Origin of the sequence: Lutimaribacter saemankumensis, from assembly GCF_900100005.1 — a bacterium.
Taxonomy (GTDB): Bacteria; Pseudomonadota; Alphaproteobacteria; order Rhodobacterales; family Rhodobacteraceae; genus Lutimaribacter; species Lutimaribacter saemankumensis.
In genome coordinates, this window is the sequence record NZ_FNEB01000008.1 from 18,914 (window position 1) to 37,025 (window position 18,112).

Here is an 18,112-nt window from a genome sequence, read left to right on the forward strand (position 1 = left end):
ATGCGCGCGACCTTCGTTCAACTGCGCTGCAAGCCGGGCCAGACCTACAAGGTGGCCGAGCAGATCATGCTCAAAGAGCTGCATTCCGAGCTGTATTCGACCAGTGGCGACTGGGATCTGCTGATCAAGCTCTACATCCCCGAAGACCAGGATATCGGCAAGTTCATCAACGAAATGCTGGTCGATGTCGCCGGCGTCGAACGCAGCCTGACGACCCTGACGTTCAAGGCGTTCTGAGCGGTCGGATGGCGTTTACCTATCGGCAACAGGTTCTGTTCCGGCATTGCGATCCTGCGCGGATCGTCTTCTTTCCGCGCTATTTCGAGATGCTGAACGACGTGGTCGAGGCGTTCTTTGCCACGATCCCCGGTGAGGCGTTTCACGAAATCCACCCGGACCAGGGCGTGCCGACGGCCAGGATCGAGACCGAATTTTCCGCCCCTAGCCGGCATGGCGACTGGTTGGAGTTCACGCTGGCATTCACGCGTGTCGGACGCAGCAGCGCATCGACGCGTTTCGTGTGCACCTGCGACGGCGAAGTACGGCTTACGGCGCGGTCGGTGCTTGTGCATGTGGGCCCCGATCTGCGGCCAGCACCATGGACCGAGGCGGCGAAAGAGGCGCTGCTCGTGCATCAAGAGGAAGAAATCGCATGACAAACCGCATTATTCATCCCGCCGATTGGGCGCCCGCGAAGGGCTATGCAAATGGTGTTCTGACCGAGGACGGAACCCTTTACGTGGGTGGGCAGATCGGCTGGACCGCCGAGCAGAGATTCGAGGCGCATGATTTCATCGGCCAGATGGAGCAGGCGTTGAAGAACATCCTCGCCGTGATCGAGGCCGCAGGCGGCGGGCCCGAGCATTTGACGCGGCTGACATGGTACGTGACCGACAAGCAGGAATATCTCGCCCATCAGGCCGAAGTGGGCCGTGTCTACCGTTCTGTTCTCGGACGTAATTTCCCGGCGATGACGATGGTGGTGGTTTCTGCCCTGGTCGAGGACGAGGCGCTTCTGGAAATCGAGGCAACCGCCAAGATCCCGCAAGGCTGACCGGTCACGGCGTCCCGGCCATCAGACTGCTTGACCTGGGCCGGACCCCGGCGGAAGCTGCCGCAATGTCAGATACGCGCAACGCCCTTCGCACCGTTATCGAAATACCCGATATGCGGATTACGCTGTCCGATGGATGTCAGCTGTCCGCGCGGGTCTGGATGCCCGAGGACGCAGAGGATCCCGTTCCCGCGATCCTCGAATATCTGCCCTATCGCAAACGTGACGGCACCGCCGCGCGCGACGCACTTACCCATCCATGGTTCGCGGCGCGCGGCTATGCGTGCATCCGGGTCGACATGCGCGGGAACGGCGACAGCGACGGTTTGATGGATGACGAATATTCACCGCAGGAACTGGCGGATGCGGTCGAGGTAATCGGTTGGATCGCAGCGCAATCCTGGTGTTCGGGCCGGGTTGGCATGATGGGCATCAGTTGGGGCGGGTTCAACGGATTGCAGGTGGCCTATTTGCAGCCAGAGCCGTTGAAGGCGGTGATTTCCCTTTGCTCGACAGTGGACCGCTTCGCCGACGACATCCACTACAAGGGCGGTTGCCTGCTGAACGAAAACTTTGGCTGGTCTTCGGTCATGTGGGCCTATTCCTCGCGCCCGCCCGATCCCGCGCTGCGCTCGGACTGGCGTGAGATGTGGCTGAAAAGGTTGGAGAACGAACCTTTCCTGATCTCGAAATGGCTGCGCCACCAGCGGCGGGATGGCTATTGGCAACACGGTTCGATCTGCGAGGATTTTAGCCGGATCAAGGCAAAGGTTCTGGCAGTCAGCGGTTGGGGGGATGGGTATCTGAACACGGTTCCCCATCTTGTGCGCAACGTGCCGGGAACCAAGGGAATCAACGGTCCCTGGATTCACAAGTATCCCCATTTCGCCGTTCCCGAGCCGCGGATCGGCTTTTTGCAAGAAGCACTGCGCTGGTGGGATCGCTGGCTCAAGGACATTGATACGGGGGTCGAAAGCGACCCCGCCTATCGCCACTACCTGATGGATGGCGCGCGGCCTGACCGATCCTATGCCGTCAGGCCGGGGCGCTGGCTTGCCGATGGCGGCGTGGATTGGCCGCAAACCATCTGGGCGTTGTCGCCGGGCAGGCTGGGCGGCAAGGCGGCAACGGTGGATGTCAGGGTCGCATCGCCGCAGACATGCGGCATGGAATGCGGTGAATATTACGGCGGGTCCGCGGGGCCGGAATGGCCCGGCGACCAGCGTGGCGACGATGCGATGTCGGCCTGTTTCGACACCGCGCCGCTTGAGGCGGATACGGATATCGTGGGTGCGCCCGTTCTTCGGCTAAAGCTCAGCGCCGACAAGCCGCAGGCGCAGATCGCGGTGCGGCTGTGTCATGTGCAACCCGACGGCGCCAGTACGCGGATCACCTGGGGCCTGCTGAACCTGTCGCACCGCCATGGGTCGGCCACCCCTGCACCGATGCAGCCCGGCACAGCGGAGGAGGTCGAGATCGTGCTGGACCATATGGCGTACCGTGTCCCGGCTGGTCACAAGATGCGCGTGGCCATCAGCACCGCGTACTGGCCGATGATCTGGCCCGCGCCAGAGGCTGCCTGCGTCACTGTTCACGATGGCGCGCTGCATGTCTCCATACGCGACCGTGCCGAAGGCGACGAATGGACCTTTCCGCCGCCGGAATCCGCCCCCCCTCAGGAGGTCGAGATTCTCCGCCCGGCATCCGAGCGGCGCGAGGCCACCACCGATATGGTCACTGGCGTTGTTAGCCATTTCATCGAACGCGACTCCGGCAAACGTCGCGATCTCGGCCACGGGCTCGTGTCGGGTGGGATCGCGCGTGAATGGTGGCAGGTTCATCCCGACGATCCGCTGAGCGCCAGCGCAAGGTCGCACTGGACCGAAGAGGTCGAGCGCGACGACATCCGCATACGCACCGAAACCTTTGCCGAGATGTGGTCGGACGCAGAGAATTTTCATCTGAAAGGCCGGCTTGAAGCCTATGAAAACGACCGTCTTGTGCTGGAGCGGGATGTGACGGACTCGGTTCCGCGCGACCATATGTAAACGAACGATGTCGCAAACGGGTGGATGATGTCGGAAATCATCAAAAATTTGACTTGAAGCGCGCGGCGCAATCGGCATTCTTGACTCCAAAGTCAAGAAACGCCCGACCATCAGGATCGGGGTAATCACAGGGAGATTTCCTCATGAAGGACCAGATCGACTATCTCAAACTGCGCGCGGCGCTGGGCCACATCTCGCGTCGCGAGTTCATGGGCCGCATGGGCGCACTGGGCGTTTCGGCCGCGCTTGCGAATACTTTGCTGGCAGACGCGGTGCGCGCGGCTGGTCCGCAAAAGGGCGGGACGATCAAGGTCGGTATTGATGGCGGCAGTTCGTCCGATACGCTCGATCCGGCGCTGGTGACGAACTCGACCGGGACCATGCTGCTTCGTCTTTGGGGCGAACCGCTGATCGAACTGGCGCTGAGCGGCGGCCTGGAAGGACGTATCGCCGAAAGCTGGGAAGGTTCGGCAGATGCCAGCGTCTGGACCTTCAAGATCCGCCAGGGCGTGACCTTCTCGAACGGCAAGACCGTCACCGCCGAGGACGTGCTTGCAACGATGGAGCGCCATTCGGGCGAAGACACCAAATCGGGCGCTTTGGGCATCATGCGTGGCATCAAGGCCATGCGCGCCGAGGGCGACATGTTCGTTGTCGAACTGTCCGAACCCAATGCCGACCTGCCGTACCTGCTGACGGATTACCACCTCGTGATCCAGCCCAATGGCGGCAAGGACGATCCGAACGCCGCGATCGGCACCGGACCCTACATCCTGAAATCGGCCGAGCAAGGCGTTCGCTTCGTCGCCGAAAAGAACCCCAACCACTGGGATTCGAGCCACGGTCACGCCGAAACGATCGAGATGATCGTCATCAACGACGACACCGCCCGCGTCGCGGCGCTGCAATCGGGGCAGGTCGACATGATCACCCGTGTGCCGCCGCGCACGGCCGGACTGGTCAGCCGCGCACCGAACATCAATGTCTATTCGAAAAGCGGTCCGGGCCATTACGTGTTCATCATGCATTGCGACACCGCGCCCTTCGACAACAACGATGTGCGCATGGCGTTGAAATACGGGATCAACCGTCAGGAAATGGTCGACAAGGTGCTGTTCGGCTATGGCTCGATCGGGAACGACACGCCGATCAACGCCTCGTATCCGCTGTTCACCCCTGCCGAGCAGCGTGAATACGACCCGGACAAGGCCAAGTTCCATATGCAGAAATCGGGCTATGACGGCGCGATCCTTCTGCGCACCTCGGACAACTCGTTCCCCGGCGCACCGGACGCATCGGCACTGTTCCAGCAGTCGCTGGCGCAGGCGGGCATCAACCTGGAAATCAAGCGCGAGCCGAATGACGGTTACTGGTCCGAGGTCTGGAACAAGCAGCCCTTCTGCACCAGCTACTGGAGCGGACGGCCCGTGCAGGACCAGATGTTCTCGACCGCGTATCTCAGCTCGGCCGACTGGAACGACACCCGGTTCAACAACGAAAAGTTCGACCAGCTTCTGGTCGCCGCACGTGCCGAGCTGGACGAAACCAAGCGCAAGCAGATGTATGCCGACATGTCGGACATCCTGCGCAACGAAGGCGGCCTGATCTGCCCGATGTTCAACGATTTCATCGACGGCGTGTCCGACAAGATCGGCGGCTGGCAGGAAACCATCGGGTTCGGGCTCATGAACCTTTACGCTCCGGTGAAGACCTGGGTAACCGCGTAATATGAACGCGGCCGTGAAACTGGTGGCCCAGCGCGTCGCGCTGGGCCTGCTGCTTCTTTTTCTCGTTTCGATCCTGATCTTCGTCGGAACGCTGATCCTGCCGGGCGATGTGGCGCAGTCGATCCTCGGACAATCGGCCACCCCCGAAGCGCTGGCCAACCTGCGCAAGGAACTTGGGCTAAACGAACCCGCGTTGACGCGCTATGTCAGCTGGCTGGCCGGGGTGTTCCACGGTGATCTGGGCACGGCGCTGACAAGCGGTCAGGACATCGCCGAAAGCCTGGGCCGGAGGCTGGGCAACACGCTTTTCCTGGCGTTCTGGGCCGCGATCATCGCGGTGCCGCTTGCGATTTTCCTGGGGCTTCTGGCCGTGCGCTATCGTGACCGCTGGCCCGACAAGCTGATTTCCGGCGTCACGCTGGCATCCATCTCTATCCCCGAATTCCTGATCGGGTACGTGCTGATGTACTTTATCGGCGTCAAGCTGGGTTGGGCACCGTCGGTTGCGATGATGAACGACTCGATGAGCCTTGGGCAGAAACTGCATGCCATTGCCTTGCCCGTTGCGGTTCTGACGCTCGTGGTTCTGGCGCACATGATGCGCATGACGCGCGCCGCGATCCTGAACGTGATGCAATCCGCCTATATCGAGACGGCCGAGCTCAAGGGTCTGTCGATGTTCACGATCATCTGGCGGCATGCCTTTCCCAATTCGATCGCGCCTATCGTGAACGTCGTGATGCTGAACCTTGCCTATCTCGTCGTCGGTGTCGTCGTTGTCGAGGTGGTGTTCACCTATCCGGGCATGGGCCAGTACCTGGTCGACCATGTGTCGAAACGTGATGTCCCCGTGGTGCAGGCCTGCGGGCTGGTCTTTGCTGCCGTCTATATCGGGCTGAACATGGTGGCCGATATCGTGTCGATCCTGTCGAACCCCAGGCTGAGGCATCCGAAATGATCAAGAACATGCCCATAGCGGCCGTGATCGGCCTGTTTTTCACCGCGCTCTATTTCCTCATGGCGATCTTCGCGCCGCTGATCGCGCCCTACGGTATGGCCGAAGTGGTGGGCGGCGTCTGGGAGCCACCCAGCCCAGAACACCTGATCGGCACCGACAATATCGGCCGCGATCTGCTGACGCGCATGATCTATGGCGGGCGCACGACAATCTTCATCGCGACCGCTGCGACGATCCTGTCATTCACCACCGGGTCCGTGCTGGGTTTCCTTGCGGCGGTCGTGGGGGGCTGGGTCGATCAGGCGATGAGCCGCTTCGTCGATCTGCTGATGTCGATCCCGTCGCTGATCTTTGCGCTTGTCGTGCTGTCCGTGACGCCGGTGACCATTCCGGTTCTGATCGTCGTGATGGGGCTGCTCGACAGCACCCGCGTTTATCGCCTGGCCCGTGCGGTGGCGGTGGATATCAATGTGATGGACTATGTCGAAGCGGCCAAGCTGCGTGGCGAAGGGCGGGCCTGGATCATCTTTCGGGAAATCCTGCCAAACGCTCTCAGCCCGCTGGTGGCCGAGATGGGGCTGCGCTTCATCTTCATGGTGCTGTTCGTGTCGACCCTGTCGTTCCTCGGTCTGGGCGTGCAGCCGCCCGCTGCCGACTGGGGCGGGATCGTGAAGGAGAACAAGGACGGTATCGTCTATGGCATCGGTGCTGCGCTTTGGCCGGCGGTGGCCATCGCGACGCTGGCGATCAGCGTGAACCTTGTCGCGGACTGGGTGCTTAACCGCACCACCAGCCTGAAAGGGGGCCGGGGATGAGCGAACCGCGCGATATCCTTCTGAAAGTGCGCGATCTCAAGATCGGGGCGACGGTCTATCCGCCGGGTGAACGCCCGCACGATATCGAGATCGTGCATGGCGTCAGTTTCGACCTGGAGCCGGGCCGCGTGCTGGGCCTGATCGGTGAATCCGGTGCGGGCAAGTCCACCATCGGGCTGGCATCGATGGCCTATGGCCGTGGCGGTGTGCGCATCACCGGAGGTGAGGTCTGGGTCAACGGCCGCGACATCCTGAAAACCTCGCTTTCCGATCTGCGCAGCCTGCGCGGGGGCGAGGTGACCTATGTCAGCCAATCCGCCGCCGCCTCGTTCAACCCGGCCAAACCGATCATGGAACAGGTGACCGAGGCCGCAGTGCGCCACGGCAAGTTCACCCGCAAGCAGGCCGAGGAACGCGCCATCGCGCTGTTCGGCAAGCTGGGCCTGCCCAACCCCGAAACCATCGGGCGGCGGTATCCGCACCAGGTGTCGGGCGGGCAGTTGCAGCGCTGCATGACGGCGTTGGCCCTGTGCCCGGAACCCGATCTGGTGGTGTTCGACGAACCGACCACGGCGCTGGACGTGACGACGCAGATCGACGTGTTGAAGGCGATCAAGGAAGCGATCCGCGATACCGGTGTCGCCGCGATCTATATCACGCACGATCTGGCGGTGGTGGCACAGGTCAGCGACGACATCATGGTGCTGAAGCTGGGCGACATGGTCGAATATGGCACCACCGACCAGATCATCAACAATCCGCAGGAAGACTACACCAAGGCGCTGGTCTCTGTCCGGTCGATCCGGCACGAGGAAAAGAAACCGACAGACGATCCGTTGCTGACGGTCGAGGGCGTCACCGCACGCTACAAGGGGACGAAATTCGACGTGCTCAAGGACGTGAACGTCGAATTGCATCCCGGGCAGACCTTGGCCGTGGTTGGTGAAAGCGGGTCGGGGAAATCCACGCTGGCCCGTGCGATCACTGGGTTGCTGCCGCCAAGCGCGGGGCAGATCACATTCGACGGGCATGTGTTGACGCCTAACCTGGCGACGCGCCCGCGAGAGGATCTGCGCGAACTTCAGATGATATATCAGATGGCGGATGTCGCGATGAACCCGCGCCAGACCGTGGGCACGATCATCGGGCGGCCGCTGGAATTCTATTTCGGCCTGAAAGGTGCCGAGAAACGCCGCCGCGTTCAGGAATTGCTGGACGAGATCGAAATGGGCGATGGGTTCATCGACCGCTATCCCGCCGAGTTGTCGGGCGGGCAAAAGCAGCGCGTCTGCATCGCCCGTGCGCTGGCCGCCAAACCCAAGCTGATCATCTGCGACGAAGTGACTTCGGCGCTCGATCCGCTGGTAGCGGACGGTATCCTGAAGCTGCTGCTGCAGCTTCAGAAAATCGAGAACGTGGCCTACCTGTTCATCACGCATGACCTGGCCACGGTGCGGGCCATCGCGGACAGTATCGCGGTGATGTATCAGGGACAGGTCGTCCGCTACGGGCCGAAAAGCCAGGTTCTGAGCCCGCCGTTCGACGACTACACCGACCTGCTGCTGAGCTCGGTTCCCGAGATGCGCCTGGGTTGGCTGGAAGACGTGATCGCCAACCGCAAAATGGAAAGCGCGGGGAACTGACCCCCGCGCCCGGCTTCAGCCGTCCAGCCGTTCGGACAGAAAACTTGCGAAGCTCTGCCAGCTTTGCGTGTCGGCGCGTTCCTGGTAGCGCTGCGAGCCGAAGACGGTAAAGGCATGCGGCGCGCCCGAATAGACCTCGATCCGGTATGTTACGCCGGCGGCCTCGAGCTCGGACGACAGGTCCGCCACGTCCTGCATCGTGATCGACGTGTCGGCACCGCCATGCAGCACCAGAACGGGCGGTTCGTCGCCGCTCCATGATTGTCCTTCGGGTGTCGAAAGCCCGCCGTGGAAGGTGGCATAGCCGGCTGCCTGCGGGCCCATGTCGCCGCGGGCCATTTCCAGTGTCACGGCACCGCCAAAGCAATAGCCCATCACCACCACGTCCGTTGCCGTGGATTGCCCGCGCGCCTGTTCCAGCCCGGCCGCGGCAAGCGCACGCATCCGGGCCCGGTCACCATACAGCGCGCCTGTCGCCGCGCGGCGGTGTTCGACTGTCTGGGTGGGTGTGCCGTTGCCGAACATGTCGATTGCGAACGCGTCATAGCCCATGTCGGCCAACATGTCGGCGCGCCGTTTTTCATAATCGGTCAGCCCGTCCCAATCGTGCACGATCAGGACCAGCCCCTTGGGGGCGTCCGCGGCGGCGAAGTAGCCGGTGAACGACTGTCCGTCCACTTCGTAAGGCACATCCTGTGCCAGCGCGGGCTGGGCCATCAGGATCGATAGGGCAAGGATTGCGCGTTTCATCGGAACCTCCTTTTCTTGTCGGTCCGACGAAAACATGACGCAATACCGCGCCGCGTCCAGTTTCACGGCTTGCACAGACCGGCGCGGTGACGCAGGTTTGCGGAATGAAACGCAAGCTTCTTCTGATCATTCTCGACGGTGTGCCGCTGCGCAACTGGACCCGGCTTTTCGGCAACCTTGAAGGCTGGGTGCAATCGGGTGAGGCGCGCCGCTGGACGATGCGGTCGGTCTTGCCGTCGATCTCGGCCTCTTGCTATGCCTCGATCCACACGGGCCTTACCCCGCAGGACCATGGCTGCACGGGCAACGGCAACGTGTACTTTCTGGACAAACCGGATATCTTTTCACAGGTCCGCGCGGCAGGCGGCGTGACGGGGGCGGTTGCCCATTCCTTCTGGTCCGAGTTCTTCAACCGCGCACCGTTCGATTTCGTGCGCGATATCGAATATGACGAGCCCGACAGCGCCACGATCAATCACGGCCGGTTCCACACGATGACGGGATATGGGTTGATCAACCAGATGACGCCCAGCGATGTCGATCTGTTTGCCACACTGACCAGCCTGTGTGCGCGGTTCGGGCTGGATTACGGGCTGCTGCACACCTGCACGCTGGACAGCATGGGGCACCGCTTTTTTCACGAAAGCCAGGAAATGGATCATGCCTGCGCCGTGATGGACGAGATGCTGGCCCCGTTCATTCCGAAATGGCGGGCGATGGGATACGAGGTGATCGTCACCGCGGATCACGGACAGGATGCGCGCGGCCATCACGGCGGGCAGGATCCTTTGCAGCAGGATTTTGCGCTGTATTACTTTGGTGATGCCGAAGGGCCTCCGGCGGATGCGGTGCTGGACCAGTTGCAGCTTGCGCCGACGATCCTGCGTTTGCTGGGCGCGCCCATTCCCGGCACCATGCAGGCCAAGCCGTTTCTGGGGTGATCGGCCGCAGGTTTGGTCACCGCGGATGTCCGGGCCAGGTGCAAGGCAACGATCTTTGCCGCGATGGCAAGGTCATGGACAATCTGCGGAAGGGGCGGAAAACCATGCTGCACTATCCGGTGAAACCGCTTAATAACGCCCTTGGGGCACTACGCGAACCCTGACGAAAGGGGGACTCCGATGTTCGCAAGGATACGGTTCTTACTGGTTTCCATCGTTCTGCTTGGGGCTGTCGCCATGGTCACCGCGCCGGGGCAGGGGGCTGGCGAACTCAAGCTGCGCGCCGCTTTGGAGCAGCAACTGACCACGACCGGTCTGTCGCAGGTCGATGCGCCTTTGGGCAAGGTGGCCTTGGCGGCCTGCAAGCTTGATCCCGACGCATGCTATGAGGTGGTACGTGAACAGATCGAAACGCGTTACGAGCACCATGTGATCTATAGCGTCTATTCGGTTCAGGGGCTTGGAAAGTCGGCAACCTGCTACGGCGCGTTCACGCAGTATTTCTGCCCGGGCGGGCTGGTCGAACTGGGCGGCTAGTCGCCGCTCAATATTCCATCCAGATGGTCACGGGGCCATCGTTCAGCAACTCGACCTTCATGTCCGCGCCAAACCGTCCTTTCTGGACGGGTACGCCTTCGGCTGACAGGCGGTCGGCGAAATATTCGTAGAGCCGCTCGCCCTCGTCCGGGCTGGCGGCGGCGGAAAAGCCCGGCCTGTTCCCGCGCGAGGTATCCGCTGCCAGCGTGAACTGGCTGACGACTAGGGCCGAACCGCCGATGTCACGCACGGACAGGTTCATCTTGGCGGCCTCGTCCTTGAAGATGCGCAGCTTTGCGATCTTGGCGGCCAGCGTGTCGGCCTGCGCCTGGGTGTCGCCCTCCATCGCGCAGATCAGTATCAAAAGCCCGGGGCCGGTTTGGCCGATCGTTTCACCGTCGACGGTCACGCTGGCGTGCGACACCCTTTGCAGCAAGGCCCGCATTATGCCTCCCTCGGCTTGACGCGGTTGACATGGCCCATCTTGCGGCCGGGTTTGCAATCTGCCTTTCCGTAAAGGTGCAGCGCCGCGTGCGGTTCGCGCGCGATCTGCGGCACACGGTCGATGTCGTCGCCGATCAGATTCTCCATGATCACGTCAGAATGGCGCGTGCCATCGCCGAGCGGCCAGCCCGCGACGGCGCGAATATGCTGCTCGAACTGATCGACGGCGCAGCCGTTCTGCGTCCAGTGGCCGGAATTGTGAACACGGGGCGCGATCTCGTTGACGATCAGGCCACCCGGCGTGACGAAAAGCTCCACCCCCATCACGCCCACGTAATCGAGAGCGTTGAGGATTCTTGCCGCAAGAAGAACCGCATCGGTGCGCTGGGCCGCGGTCAGCCGGGCAGGCACGGTCGTCGTGCGGAGGATGCCCTCGCGATGCACGTTTTCGCCCGGATCGAAACAGGCAACGGCCCCGTCGGTGCCACGCGCCGCGATCACGGATACCTCGTGGCTGAAATCGACGAACCCTTCCAGGATCGCGGGCGCGCCCGCCATGTCGGCGATGGCCTGTTCGGCATCCGCAGGCGTCATTATGCGGGCCTGTCCCTTGCCGTCGTACCCGAAACGGCGGGTTTTCAGGATCGCGGGCGTTCCGATCCGGCCGATTGCACCGGTCAGGTCATCGGCCGTATCCACGGCGGCATAGGGTGCGGTTGCCAGCCCCAGGCCCGACAGGAAATCCTTTTCCGTCATCCTGTCCTGGCTCACGCGCAGGGCCTCGCGGCCTGGGCGGATCGGGCGGATGGTTTCAAGGATATCAAGGGCCGAGGTCGGGATATTTTCGAATTCGTAGGTGACGACATCAACGGCTTTGGCAAAGGCGCGCAGGGCGTCTTCATCGTCGTAATCGGCCTTGAAGTGGTAGTTCGACACATGGCTTCCCGGGCAATCCCCGCCGGGTTCGAACACGCATGTCTTGAATCCAAGCCGGCTCGCCGCGACCGACAGCATGCGCCCGAGCTGGCCGCCGCCCAATATACCGATCGTCGCGCCGGTGGTCAGCGGATCAGTCATCGGTCGGCACCTCGGGGATAGATGCGGACAATGCTGCGCGCCATGCGTCGAGCCTTTCGGCAAGCGCCGTGTCATGCATGGCCAGCATCTGCGCGGCCAGAAGGCCCGCGTTCTTGGCCCCTGCGCCGCCGATGGCCATCGTGGCCACGGGATAGCCACGCGGCATCTGCAAGATGGAATACAGGCTGTCGACACCCGACAACGCCTTGGTCTGCACAGGTACGCCGATCACCGGAACACGCGTCTTCGACGCCATCATGCCCGGCAGATGCGCCGCGCCGCCCGCGCCTGCGATGATCACCTGCAGCCCGCGGTCGACCGCGGTCTTGCCATAGTCCCACAGACGGTCGGGGGTGCGGTGTGCGGACACGATCCGCGCCTCGTAAGGGACGCCAAGTTCATCCAGAACATCGGCGGCTTCCTTCATTGTGGGCCAGTCCGACTGACTGCCCATGATGATCCCGACCTTTGTTTCAGCCATGTTTCCGCCTCTTCGCCTGTCTGAGTGGCGCACTATACGAAAGGCGCGCGCTTAGGCAATGATATCCGGCGTCAGCCGATCCTCGATCAGGGCAATGCGGTCTTTGAGCAGCAGTTTCTTCTTTTTCAGCCGCTGGAGCGTCAGTTGATCCGCCGTGCCACGCTCCTGCAGGGCGCGGATCGCATCGTCCAGATCGCGATGTTCGCGGCGGAATACTTCCAATTCCACGCGCAGCACCTCGTCGGTTTTCATCGCAAGGTCGCGGGCGAAATCCGATTGTGCGTTCATGATGGCTGATTCCGTGCTTGGATGGCGTCCCTTAACATACTGAAATTGCGGATTTTCGCAAAGGCCTTGCGCGGGCGCGGGCAAGTGCCCATATTTTTGCGACGGACCATCGCCGAAACAGGGGTGGCCGGACAGGACTGTCGCTTTGATAAGGACGTGTCGATGACAAAGCTTACACTCGGGTCGCACCCGTATCTTCTGGGCTTCGAACAGCTCGAGCGGTTGCTGGAACGCAATGCGAAATCCGGCAACGAAGGTTACCCACCTTTCAACATCGAACAGACGTCGGACCATTCCTACCGCATCACGCTGGCGGTGGCCGGATTTGCCGAACAGGATCTGAGCATTACCGTCGAAGACAGGCAGTTGGTGATCCGCGGCCGCCAGGGCGATGACGGCCCGGACCGCGTGTTCCTGCATCGCGGTATTGCCGCGCGACAGTTCCAGCGCAGTTTCGTGCTGGCCGACGGTGTCGAAGTGGGCGATGCGATCATGGAAAACGGCCTGCTGCATATCGACCTGACCCGCGCGCAGCCCGAAACCGTGGTGCAGACGATCAAGATCAAAAGGGGGTAAGCGAAAATGGATGTGAAATACGATTTCGGCGACGGCGTTGAAAACCGCATCGTTTATGTGCGGCCCGTGAAGGTGGCCGATCTTCCCGACGAGGTGCAGGCCCAGGTCGGCAGCGCCAAGACGCTTTACGCCGTGCATGACGCGAACGGCCAGCAACTTGCGCTGGTCAAGGATCGCCGCCTGGCCTTTGTGCTGGCCCGCCAGCACGATCTTTCGCCGGTTACGGTGCACTAAGGCTTGCGCGGCGGACTTGCCGCCGCGTCAAAGGCCTGCCAATCTTGCGCCCGAGGCGCGGGAAAGGTCAGGCCGATGTTCACCGAAAAAGAATTGTCCGAGGCGCAGGCGCTTGTTGCGCGGCAAATGTCCGCGACACCCGCACATGACTGGCCGCTGCTGGCGCAGGCCCTGGGTACGGATGTTGTCGTCAAGCATGAGAACCACGCGCCCACGGGGGCGTTCAAGGTTCGCGGCGGCATCACATTCATCGACTGGTTGAAGCGCGCCCATCCCGAAATGCGGGGGGTCGTCACAGCCACGCGCGGCAATCACGGCCAAAGCCAGGCCCGCGCGGCCGTGGCGGCGGGGCTTGAGGCGCATATTGTCGTGCCGCATGGCAATTCGGTCGAAAAGAACGCGGCCATGCGGGCCTATGGCGCAAACCTGATCGAACATGGCGATGATTTCGACACGGCCCGTGAACTGGCCATGGAAATGGCCGAAACGCAGCCGCTTTATCCCGTGCCGCCCTTTCACAAGGAGCTGGTAAGGGGCGTTTCCACCTACGGCTATGAGCTGTTTTCCGAACATCCCGACCTGGATGTCGTTTATGTCCCGATCGGTTGCGGTTCAGGGATTTGCGGCACGATCGCCGCGCGCGATGCGCTGGGCGCCAGGGCAAGGATCGTGGGCGTGGTGTCGGAACATGCGCAAACCGCCAAGCTGTCGGTCGAATCCGGTGCAATGGTGGAAACCGATAGCGCCCGAACCTTTGCTGACGGAATGGCCGTGCGGGTGCCTGTGGCGGCGGCCCTTGAAATCTATTCCGAAGGCGCGGATCACATCGGCACCGTCACCGAAGAGGAAATAGCCGAGGCGATCCGCCTTTATTTCAGGGCGACGCACAATCTGGCCGAAGGGGCAGGGGCCGCGCCCCTGGCCCTTGCAATGAAGGAAAAGGAGCAAAATGCCGGTCTGAAAGTCGGCGTGATCCTTTCCGGCGGCAACATCGACACCGCGTGGTTCTCGACCGTTCTGCAGGGGCAGGTGCCACCAGTGTGAAATCAGGCGACGGAAGCGCCGCCGTTCAACGTAAAAATCAATATAGACGTCAGCATATGAGATCGCCATGTCACAGGACTCCGTACGTTACTCATCCCTCCAGATCGCTCTTCACTGGGGAATCTTCCTGCTATTCGCAGTAAACTATGTGGTTTCCGACGGGATGGGGCGCGCGTTGCGCACCAAGCTTGAAGGTGGTGAGCCGGACCAGTTCGCCGCCTTGATCCATCCCCCTGTCGGGTTGGCGATCCTGGCCCTTGCCGTGATCCGTATCTTCGTGCGCCTACGCCAGGGGGCGCCTGAGTTGCCGCCAGCCAAGCCGCTCATGAACCAGGTGGCAAAGCTGGGCCATCTCGCGCTGTACCTGCTGCTTGTCGCGGTGCCCCTGTCCGGGATCGCGGCGTGGGGCCTGGGCATCCGTGACGCCGGTGAAGTGCACGAAGTGCTCGTGAACCTGGCCGTTCTGGTCATCGTCGGACATGCCGCCGCGGCGATCTATCACCATTTCGTTCTGAAAGACGGGTTGATGGACAGGATCCGGCCGGCCCGCCGCTGACACAGGTATCCAAAAAAGAAAGCCCGGTCGAAAGACCGGGCTTTTTCGTTTGCCTTGTCTGCGATCAGTGGGCTGCGATCAGGCCCATCGATTCAAGCGTCAGGATCACCTGGTGGGCGCAGTTGTCGACGTCCACATTTTCAGTCTCGACCCGCAGTTCAGGCTCGGTCGGTGCCTCGTAGGGGTCGGAGATACCGGTGAATTCCTTGATCTTTCCCTCGCGGGCCAGCTTGTACAGGCCCTTGCGGTCGCGGCGTTCGCATTCCTCGAGCGAGGTCGCGACATGCACCTCGACGAAGGCACCGTATTGCTCGATCATCTCGCGCACGGCGCGGCGGGTTGCGGTGTAGGGGGCGATCGGGGCACAGATGGCGATGCCGCCGTTCTTGGTGATCTCGGACGCGACATAGCCGATCCGCTTGATGTTCAGGTCGCGGTGCTCTTTCGAGAACCCGAGCTCCGAACTCAGATGCTTGCGCACGACATCGCCGTCCAGCAGCGTGACGGGGCGCCCGCCCATTTCCATCAGCTTGACCATAAGCGCGTTGGCGATGGTCGACTTGCCCGAACCGGATAGCCCGGTGAAGAAGACCGTAAAGCCCTGCTTGGAACGCGGCGGCGACGTGCGGCGCAGTTCCTTGACCACTTCGGGGAACGAGAACCATTCGGGGATTTCCAGACCCTCGCGCAGACGGCGGCGCAGTTCCGTCCCCGAGATGTTCAGGATCGTCACATTGTCCTTGTCCGCGATTTCGTCGGCCGGTTCGTATTGCGCGCGTTCCTGCACATAGACCATGTGTTTGAAATCGACCATTTCGATGCCGATCTCTTCCTGGTGCTCGCGGAACAGGTCTTGCGCGTCATACGGGCCGTAGAAATCCTCGCCGGCGCTGTTCTTGCCGGGGCCTGCGTGGTCGCGGCCGACGATCATGTGTGTGCAGCCGTGGTTGCGGCGGATGATCCCGTGCCAGACGGCCTCACGCGGGCCGGCCATGCGCATGGCAAGGTTCAGCAGGCTCATCGTTGTCGTGGCTTGCGGGTACTTGTCCAGAACCGCCTCATAACAGCGCACGCGGGTAAAGTGATCGACGTCGCCCGGCTTGGTCATGCCGACGACAGGGTGGATCAGCAAGTTGGCCTGGGATTCCTTCGCGGCGCGGAAGGTAAGTTCCTGGTGCGCGCGGTGCAGCGGGTTGCGTGTCTGGAATGCCACGACCTTGCGCCAACCCAGCTTGCGGAAATAGGCGCGCAGTTCGTTCGGCGTGTCGCGGCGCGCGCGGAAATCGTAGTGCACGGGCTGCTGAATGCCGGTGATCGGGCCGCCCAGATAAACCTTGCCGGCGGTGTGGTGCAGGTAATTCACGGCCGGATGCGCCAGGTCATCCGCACCGAACACCTTTTCGGCCTCGCGCGACTTGTCCGGTGTCCAGCGGTCGGTCACGGTCATGGTCGCCAGGATCACCCCTTCCTGGTCACGCAACGCGATATCCTGCCCCAGCTCCAGGCCTGCTGCCACCTCTTCGGAAACGTCCAGAGTGATCGGGATCGGCCACAGGTGCCCGTCGGCCAGCCGCATGTTTTCGACCACGCCGTTGTAATCCTCTTCGCTCAGGAAGCCCTTGAGCGGGTTGAAACCGCCGTTCATCAACAGTTCGAGGTCGCAGATCTGGCGCGGAGTCAGGTCAAGGCTTGTCAGGTCGCCGGCCTCGGTCTTGAGCTTTTGAGCGCTCTCGTAGGAAACGTAAAGCTCGGGGATCGGGGCGAGGTTGGGAATATTCATCGTGTCTCTCTCAATATGCACTCGGACGGCACTACCGGGTTGCGGGTGCGGCAGGGCTTAGTCCTGTCAAAAGGTCTTTAGCAAGGGATCGGGTTTCAAAAAGTCAAAACGAGGACATTTTCGGGGAGTTCTGTTGCGAACGGGAAGCAGCGCACTGCTTCCCAGGCTTTACCTGTCTTCACTCACTCGTCGTGTTCGGCCAGCCAGCGTTCGGCGTCCAGCGCGGCCATGCACCCCATCCCCGCACTGGTGACGGCCTGCCGGTAAATATGGTCGGTCAGGTCGCCCGCCGCGAAAACACCGGGGGTAGATGTGCGTGTGCTGCCCGGCTCGACCTTGACGTAGCCGCCATGATGCAGCTCGAGCTGGTCCTTGACCAATTCGCTGGCCGGTGCGTGCCCGATTGCGATGAACACCCCCTTGCAGGGGATTTCGGTGATTTCGCCGGTGTCCACATTCTTGACGCGCACGGCCTCGACCCCTTTAGGGTTGTCGGTGCCGACGACTTCTTCCAGCGTGTGGAACCACAGCGGTTCGATCTTGGGGTGCTTAAGCAGGCGGTCCTGCAGGATCTTTTCCGCGCGCAGCTCGTCGCGGCGATGGATCAGCGTCACCTTCGAGGCGAAGTTTGTCAGGAACAGCGCCTCTTCCACGGCCGTGTTGCCGCCGCCGACAACGACGATGTCCTGCCCGCGATAGAAGAACCCGTCGCATGTGGCGCAGGCCGACACGCCGAAGCCCTTGAATGCCTCTTCGCTGTCCAGGCCCAGCCACTTGGCGCGCGCGCCCGTCGCCAGGATCACCGCGTCGGCGGTATAGGTCGTGCCGCTGTCGCCCTTGGCCGTGAACGGGCGCTTGGACAGGTCGAGCGAGGCGATGATGTCGCCCACGATCTCGCATCCCATCGCCTTGGCATGGGCCTCCATCCGCACCATCAGGTCGGGGCCCTGCACCTCGGTATCGCCGGGCCAGTTCTCGACCTCGGTCGTGGTGGTCAGCTGCCCGCCGGGTTCGATCCCCTGCACCAGGATCGGCTCCAGCATGGCGCGGCTTGCATAGACGCCGGCGGTATAGCCCGCGGGGCCCGAACCGATGATGAGAACCTTGGTGTGACGTGCCTCTGCCATGATCGAAACTCTCCTTGGATGTCAGGCCACGG

General features: G+C 62.2%; 21 protein-coding genes. 14 read left to right on the forward strand and 7 right to left on the reverse strand.

The features are described from left to right. From BLT50_RS14440 to BLT50_RS14475, 8 genes are all read left to right on the forward strand, one after another. A complete protein-coding gene (locus BLT50_RS14440; RefSeq protein WP_090029421.1) occupies positions 1–237 on the forward strand; it encodes an Lrp/AsnC ligand binding domain-containing protein in 237 nt (78 codons plus the stop codon). Between the two features lie 8 nt (positions 238–245). Continuing rightward, a complete protein-coding gene (locus tag BLT50_RS14445) occupies positions 246–656 on the forward strand; it encodes an acyl-CoA thioesterase (RefSeq protein WP_090029422.1) in 411 nt (136 codons plus the stop codon). After that, positions 653–1,054 (forward strand): RidA family protein, encoded by a 402-nt coding sequence (locus BLT50_RS14450; RefSeq protein WP_090029423.1) that lies wholly within the window; start codon positions 653–655, stop codon positions 1,052–1,054. The genes BLT50_RS14445 and BLT50_RS14450 overlap by 4 nt, the downstream gene beginning before the upstream one ends. A gap of 65 nt (positions 1,055–1,119) precedes the next feature. Beyond that, positions 1,120–3,102, forward strand: coding sequence for a CocE/NonD family hydrolase (locus BLT50_RS14455; RefSeq protein WP_090029424.1), 1,983 nt, complete (start codon positions 1,120–1,122; stop codon positions 3,100–3,102). Between the two features lie 143 nt (positions 3,103–3,245). After that, positions 3,246–4,829 carry an ABC transporter substrate-binding protein gene (locus BLT50_RS14460; RefSeq protein WP_090029425.1) on the forward strand — a complete coding sequence of 528 codons (1,584 nt, stop codon included), beginning with the start codon at positions 3,246–3,248 and terminating at the stop codon, positions 4,827–4,829. 1 nt (position 4,830) lies between these two features. Continuing rightward, positions 4,831–5,787: an ABC transporter permease gene (locus BLT50_RS14465; RefSeq protein ID WP_090029426.1), complete on the forward strand. Its 957-nt coding sequence runs from the start codon at positions 4,831–4,833 to the stop codon at positions 5,785–5,787. After that, a complete protein-coding gene (locus BLT50_RS14470; protein ID WP_090029563.1) occupies positions 5,787–6,602 on the forward strand; it encodes an ABC transporter permease in 816 nt (271 codons plus the stop codon). The genes BLT50_RS14465 and BLT50_RS14470 overlap by 1 nt, the downstream gene beginning before the upstream one ends. Further along, complete coding sequence (locus BLT50_RS14475) at positions 6,599–8,245, forward strand: ABC transporter ATP-binding protein (RefSeq protein ID WP_090029427.1); 1,647 nt, start codon at positions 6,599–6,601, stop codon at positions 8,243–8,245. The genes BLT50_RS14470 and BLT50_RS14475 overlap by 4 nt, the downstream gene beginning before the upstream one ends. Before the next feature lie 15 nt (positions 8,246–8,260). On the opposite strand, the gene BLT50_RS14480 is transcribed toward BLT50_RS14475, so the two are convergent. Further along, positions 8,261–8,995 (reverse strand): dienelactone hydrolase family protein, encoded by a 735-nt coding sequence (locus tag BLT50_RS14480; RefSeq protein ID WP_090029564.1) that lies wholly within the window; start codon positions 8,993–8,995, stop codon positions 8,261–8,263. 104 nt (positions 8,996–9,099) lie between these two features. On the opposite strand from BLT50_RS14480, the gene BLT50_RS14485 reads away from it, so the two are divergent. Together BLT50_RS14485 and BLT50_RS14490 are read left to right on the forward strand one after the other, a co-directional pair. Further along, positions 9,100–9,936, forward strand: coding sequence for an alkaline phosphatase family protein (locus BLT50_RS14485; protein ID WP_090029428.1), 837 nt, complete (start codon positions 9,100–9,102; stop codon positions 9,934–9,936). 180 nt (positions 9,937–10,116) lie between these two features. After that, a complete protein-coding gene (locus BLT50_RS14490) occupies positions 10,117–10,473 on the forward strand; it encodes a hypothetical protein (RefSeq protein ID WP_139170533.1) in 357 nt (118 codons plus the stop codon). Between the two features lie 7 nt (positions 10,474–10,480). On the opposite strand, the gene dtd is transcribed toward BLT50_RS14490, so the two are convergent. Genes dtd through BLT50_RS14510 form a run of 4 tightly spaced genes read right to left on the reverse strand, consistent with a single transcriptional unit; the run spans position 10,481 to position 12,763 of the window. Further along, a complete protein-coding gene (gene dtd / locus BLT50_RS14495) occupies positions 10,481–10,918 on the reverse strand; it encodes a D-aminoacyl-tRNA deacylase (protein WP_090029430.1) in 438 nt (145 codons plus the stop codon). Next, positions 10,918–11,994, reverse strand: coding sequence for a 5-(carboxyamino)imidazole ribonucleotide synthase (locus BLT50_RS14500; RefSeq protein WP_090029431.1), 1,077 nt, complete (start codon positions 11,992–11,994; stop codon positions 10,918–10,920). The genes dtd and BLT50_RS14500 overlap by 1 nt, the downstream gene beginning before the upstream one ends. Further along, complete coding sequence (purE, locus tag BLT50_RS14505) at positions 11,987–12,475, reverse strand: 5-(carboxyamino)imidazole ribonucleotide mutase (protein ID WP_090029432.1); 489 nt, start codon at positions 12,473–12,475, stop codon at positions 11,987–11,989. Before purE ends, BLT50_RS14500 begins: the two co-directional genes overlap by 8 nt. A 51-nt stretch (positions 12,476–12,526) precedes the next feature. After that, the gene (locus BLT50_RS14510) at positions 12,527–12,763 is read right to left on the reverse strand and encodes a YdcH family protein (RefSeq protein WP_090029433.1); all 237 of its coding nucleotides are present in this window, start codon (positions 12,761–12,763) and stop codon (positions 12,527–12,529) included. Positions 12,764–12,925: 162 nt separating this feature from the next. On the opposite strand from BLT50_RS14510, the gene BLT50_RS14515 reads away from it, so the two are divergent. The 4 genes from BLT50_RS14515 (at position 12,926) to BLT50_RS14530 (ending at position 15,173) form a co-directional block, all read left to right on the forward strand. After that, a complete protein-coding gene (locus BLT50_RS14515; RefSeq protein ID WP_090029434.1) occupies positions 12,926–13,339 on the forward strand; it encodes an Hsp20 family protein in 414 nt (137 codons plus the stop codon). Positions 13,340–13,345: 6 nt separating this feature from the next. Beyond that, positions 13,346–13,573, forward strand: a complete 228-nt coding sequence (locus BLT50_RS14520; protein WP_090029435.1) for a DUF1150 family protein — start codon at positions 13,346–13,348, stop codon at positions 13,571–13,573. 75 nt (positions 13,574–13,648) lie between these two features. Further along, a complete protein-coding gene (locus BLT50_RS14525) occupies positions 13,649–14,617 on the forward strand; it encodes a threonine dehydratase (protein WP_090029436.1) in 969 nt (322 codons plus the stop codon). A 67-nt stretch (positions 14,618–14,684) separates the two neighbouring features. Further along, positions 14,685–15,173 (forward strand): cytochrome b, encoded by a 489-nt coding sequence (locus BLT50_RS14530; protein WP_090029437.1) that lies wholly within the window; start codon positions 14,685–14,687, stop codon positions 15,171–15,173. A 64-nt stretch (positions 15,174–15,237) separates the two neighbouring features. Here the strand turns inward: BLT50_RS14530 and BLT50_RS14535 are convergent, their stop codons facing one another. Together BLT50_RS14535 and trxB are read right to left on the reverse strand one after the other, a co-directional pair. Further along, positions 15,238–16,953, reverse strand: coding sequence for a bifunctional sulfate adenylyltransferase/adenylylsulfate kinase (locus BLT50_RS14535; protein WP_090029438.1), 1,716 nt, complete (start codon positions 16,951–16,953; stop codon positions 15,238–15,240). Positions 16,954–17,135: 182 nt separating this feature from the next. Then, positions 17,136–18,080, reverse strand: a complete 945-nt coding sequence (gene trxB / locus BLT50_RS14540; RefSeq protein WP_090029439.1) for a thioredoxin-disulfide reductase — start codon at positions 18,078–18,080, stop codon at positions 17,136–17,138. Positions 18,081–18,112 lie beyond the last annotated feature (32 nt).

What these genes read in the sequence shown, in the direction of transcription:
- purE (WP_090029432.1), bottom strand. Translation starts at nt 12,475, where the DNA reads ATGGCTGAAACAAAGGTCGGGATCATCATGGGCAGTCAGTCGGACTGG.
- BLT50_RS14520 (WP_090029435.1), top strand. Translation starts at nt 13,346, where the DNA reads ATGGATGTGAAATACGATTTCGGCGACGGCGTTGAAAACCGCATCGTT.
- BLT50_RS14460 (WP_090029425.1), top strand. Translation starts at nt 3,246, where the DNA reads ATGAAGGACCAGATCGACTATCTCAAACTGCGCGCGGCGCTGGGCCAC.
- BLT50_RS14465 (WP_090029426.1), top strand. Translation starts at nt 4,831, where the DNA reads ATGAACGCGGCCGTGAAACTGGTGGCCCAGCGCGTCGCGCTGGGCCTG.
- BLT50_RS14480 (WP_090029564.1), bottom strand. Translation starts at nt 8,995, where the DNA reads ATGAAACGCGCAATCCTTGCCCTATCGATCCTGATGGCCCAGCCCGCG.
- BLT50_RS14515 (WP_090029434.1), top strand. Translation starts at nt 12,926, where the DNA reads ATGACAAAGCTTACACTCGGGTCGCACCCGTATCTTCTGGGCTTCGAA.
- BLT50_RS14475 (WP_090029427.1), top strand. Translation starts at nt 6,599, where the DNA reads ATGAGCGAACCGCGCGATATCCTTCTGAAAGTGCGCGATCTCAAGATC.
- BLT50_RS14485 (WP_090029428.1), top strand. Translation starts at nt 9,100, where the DNA reads ATGAAACGCAAGCTTCTTCTGATCATTCTCGACGGTGTGCCGCTGCGC.
- BLT50_RS14500 (WP_090029431.1), bottom strand. Translation starts at nt 11,994, where the DNA reads ATGACTGATCCGCTGACCACCGGCGCGACGATCGGTATATTGGGCGGC.
- dtd (WP_090029430.1), bottom strand. Translation starts at nt 10,918, where the DNA reads ATGCGGGCCTTGCTGCAAAGGGTGTCGCACGCCAGCGTGACCGTCGAC.
- BLT50_RS14445 (WP_090029422.1), top strand. Translation starts at nt 246, where the DNA reads ATGGCGTTTACCTATCGGCAACAGGTTCTGTTCCGGCATTGCGATCCT.
- BLT50_RS14535 (WP_090029438.1), bottom strand. Translation starts at nt 16,953, where the DNA reads ATGAATATTCCCAACCTCGCCCCGATCCCCGAGCTTTACGTTTCCTAC.
- BLT50_RS14450 (WP_090029423.1), top strand. Translation starts at nt 653, where the DNA reads ATGACAAACCGCATTATTCATCCCGCCGATTGGGCGCCCGCGAAGGGC.
- BLT50_RS14525 (WP_090029436.1), top strand. Translation starts at nt 13,649, where the DNA reads ATGTTCACCGAAAAAGAATTGTCCGAGGCGCAGGCGCTTGTTGCGCGG.
- BLT50_RS14455 (WP_090029424.1), top strand. Translation starts at nt 1,120, where the DNA reads ATGTCAGATACGCGCAACGCCCTTCGCACCGTTATCGAAATACCCGAT.
- trxB (WP_090029439.1), bottom strand. Translation starts at nt 18,080, where the DNA reads ATGGCAGAGGCACGTCACACCAAGGTTCTCATCATCGGTTCGGGCCCC.
- BLT50_RS14440 (WP_090029421.1), top strand. Translation starts at nt 1, where the DNA reads ATGCGCGCGACCTTCGTTCAACTGCGCTGCAAGCCGGGCCAGACCTAC.
- BLT50_RS14510 (WP_090029433.1), bottom strand. Translation starts at nt 12,763, where the DNA reads ATGAACGCACAATCGGATTTCGCCCGCGACCTTGCGATGAAAACCGAC.
- BLT50_RS14530 (WP_090029437.1), top strand. Translation starts at nt 14,685, where the DNA reads ATGTCACAGGACTCCGTACGTTACTCATCCCTCCAGATCGCTCTTCAC.
- BLT50_RS14490 (WP_139170533.1), top strand. Translation starts at nt 10,117, where the DNA reads ATGTTCGCAAGGATACGGTTCTTACTGGTTTCCATCGTTCTGCTTGGG.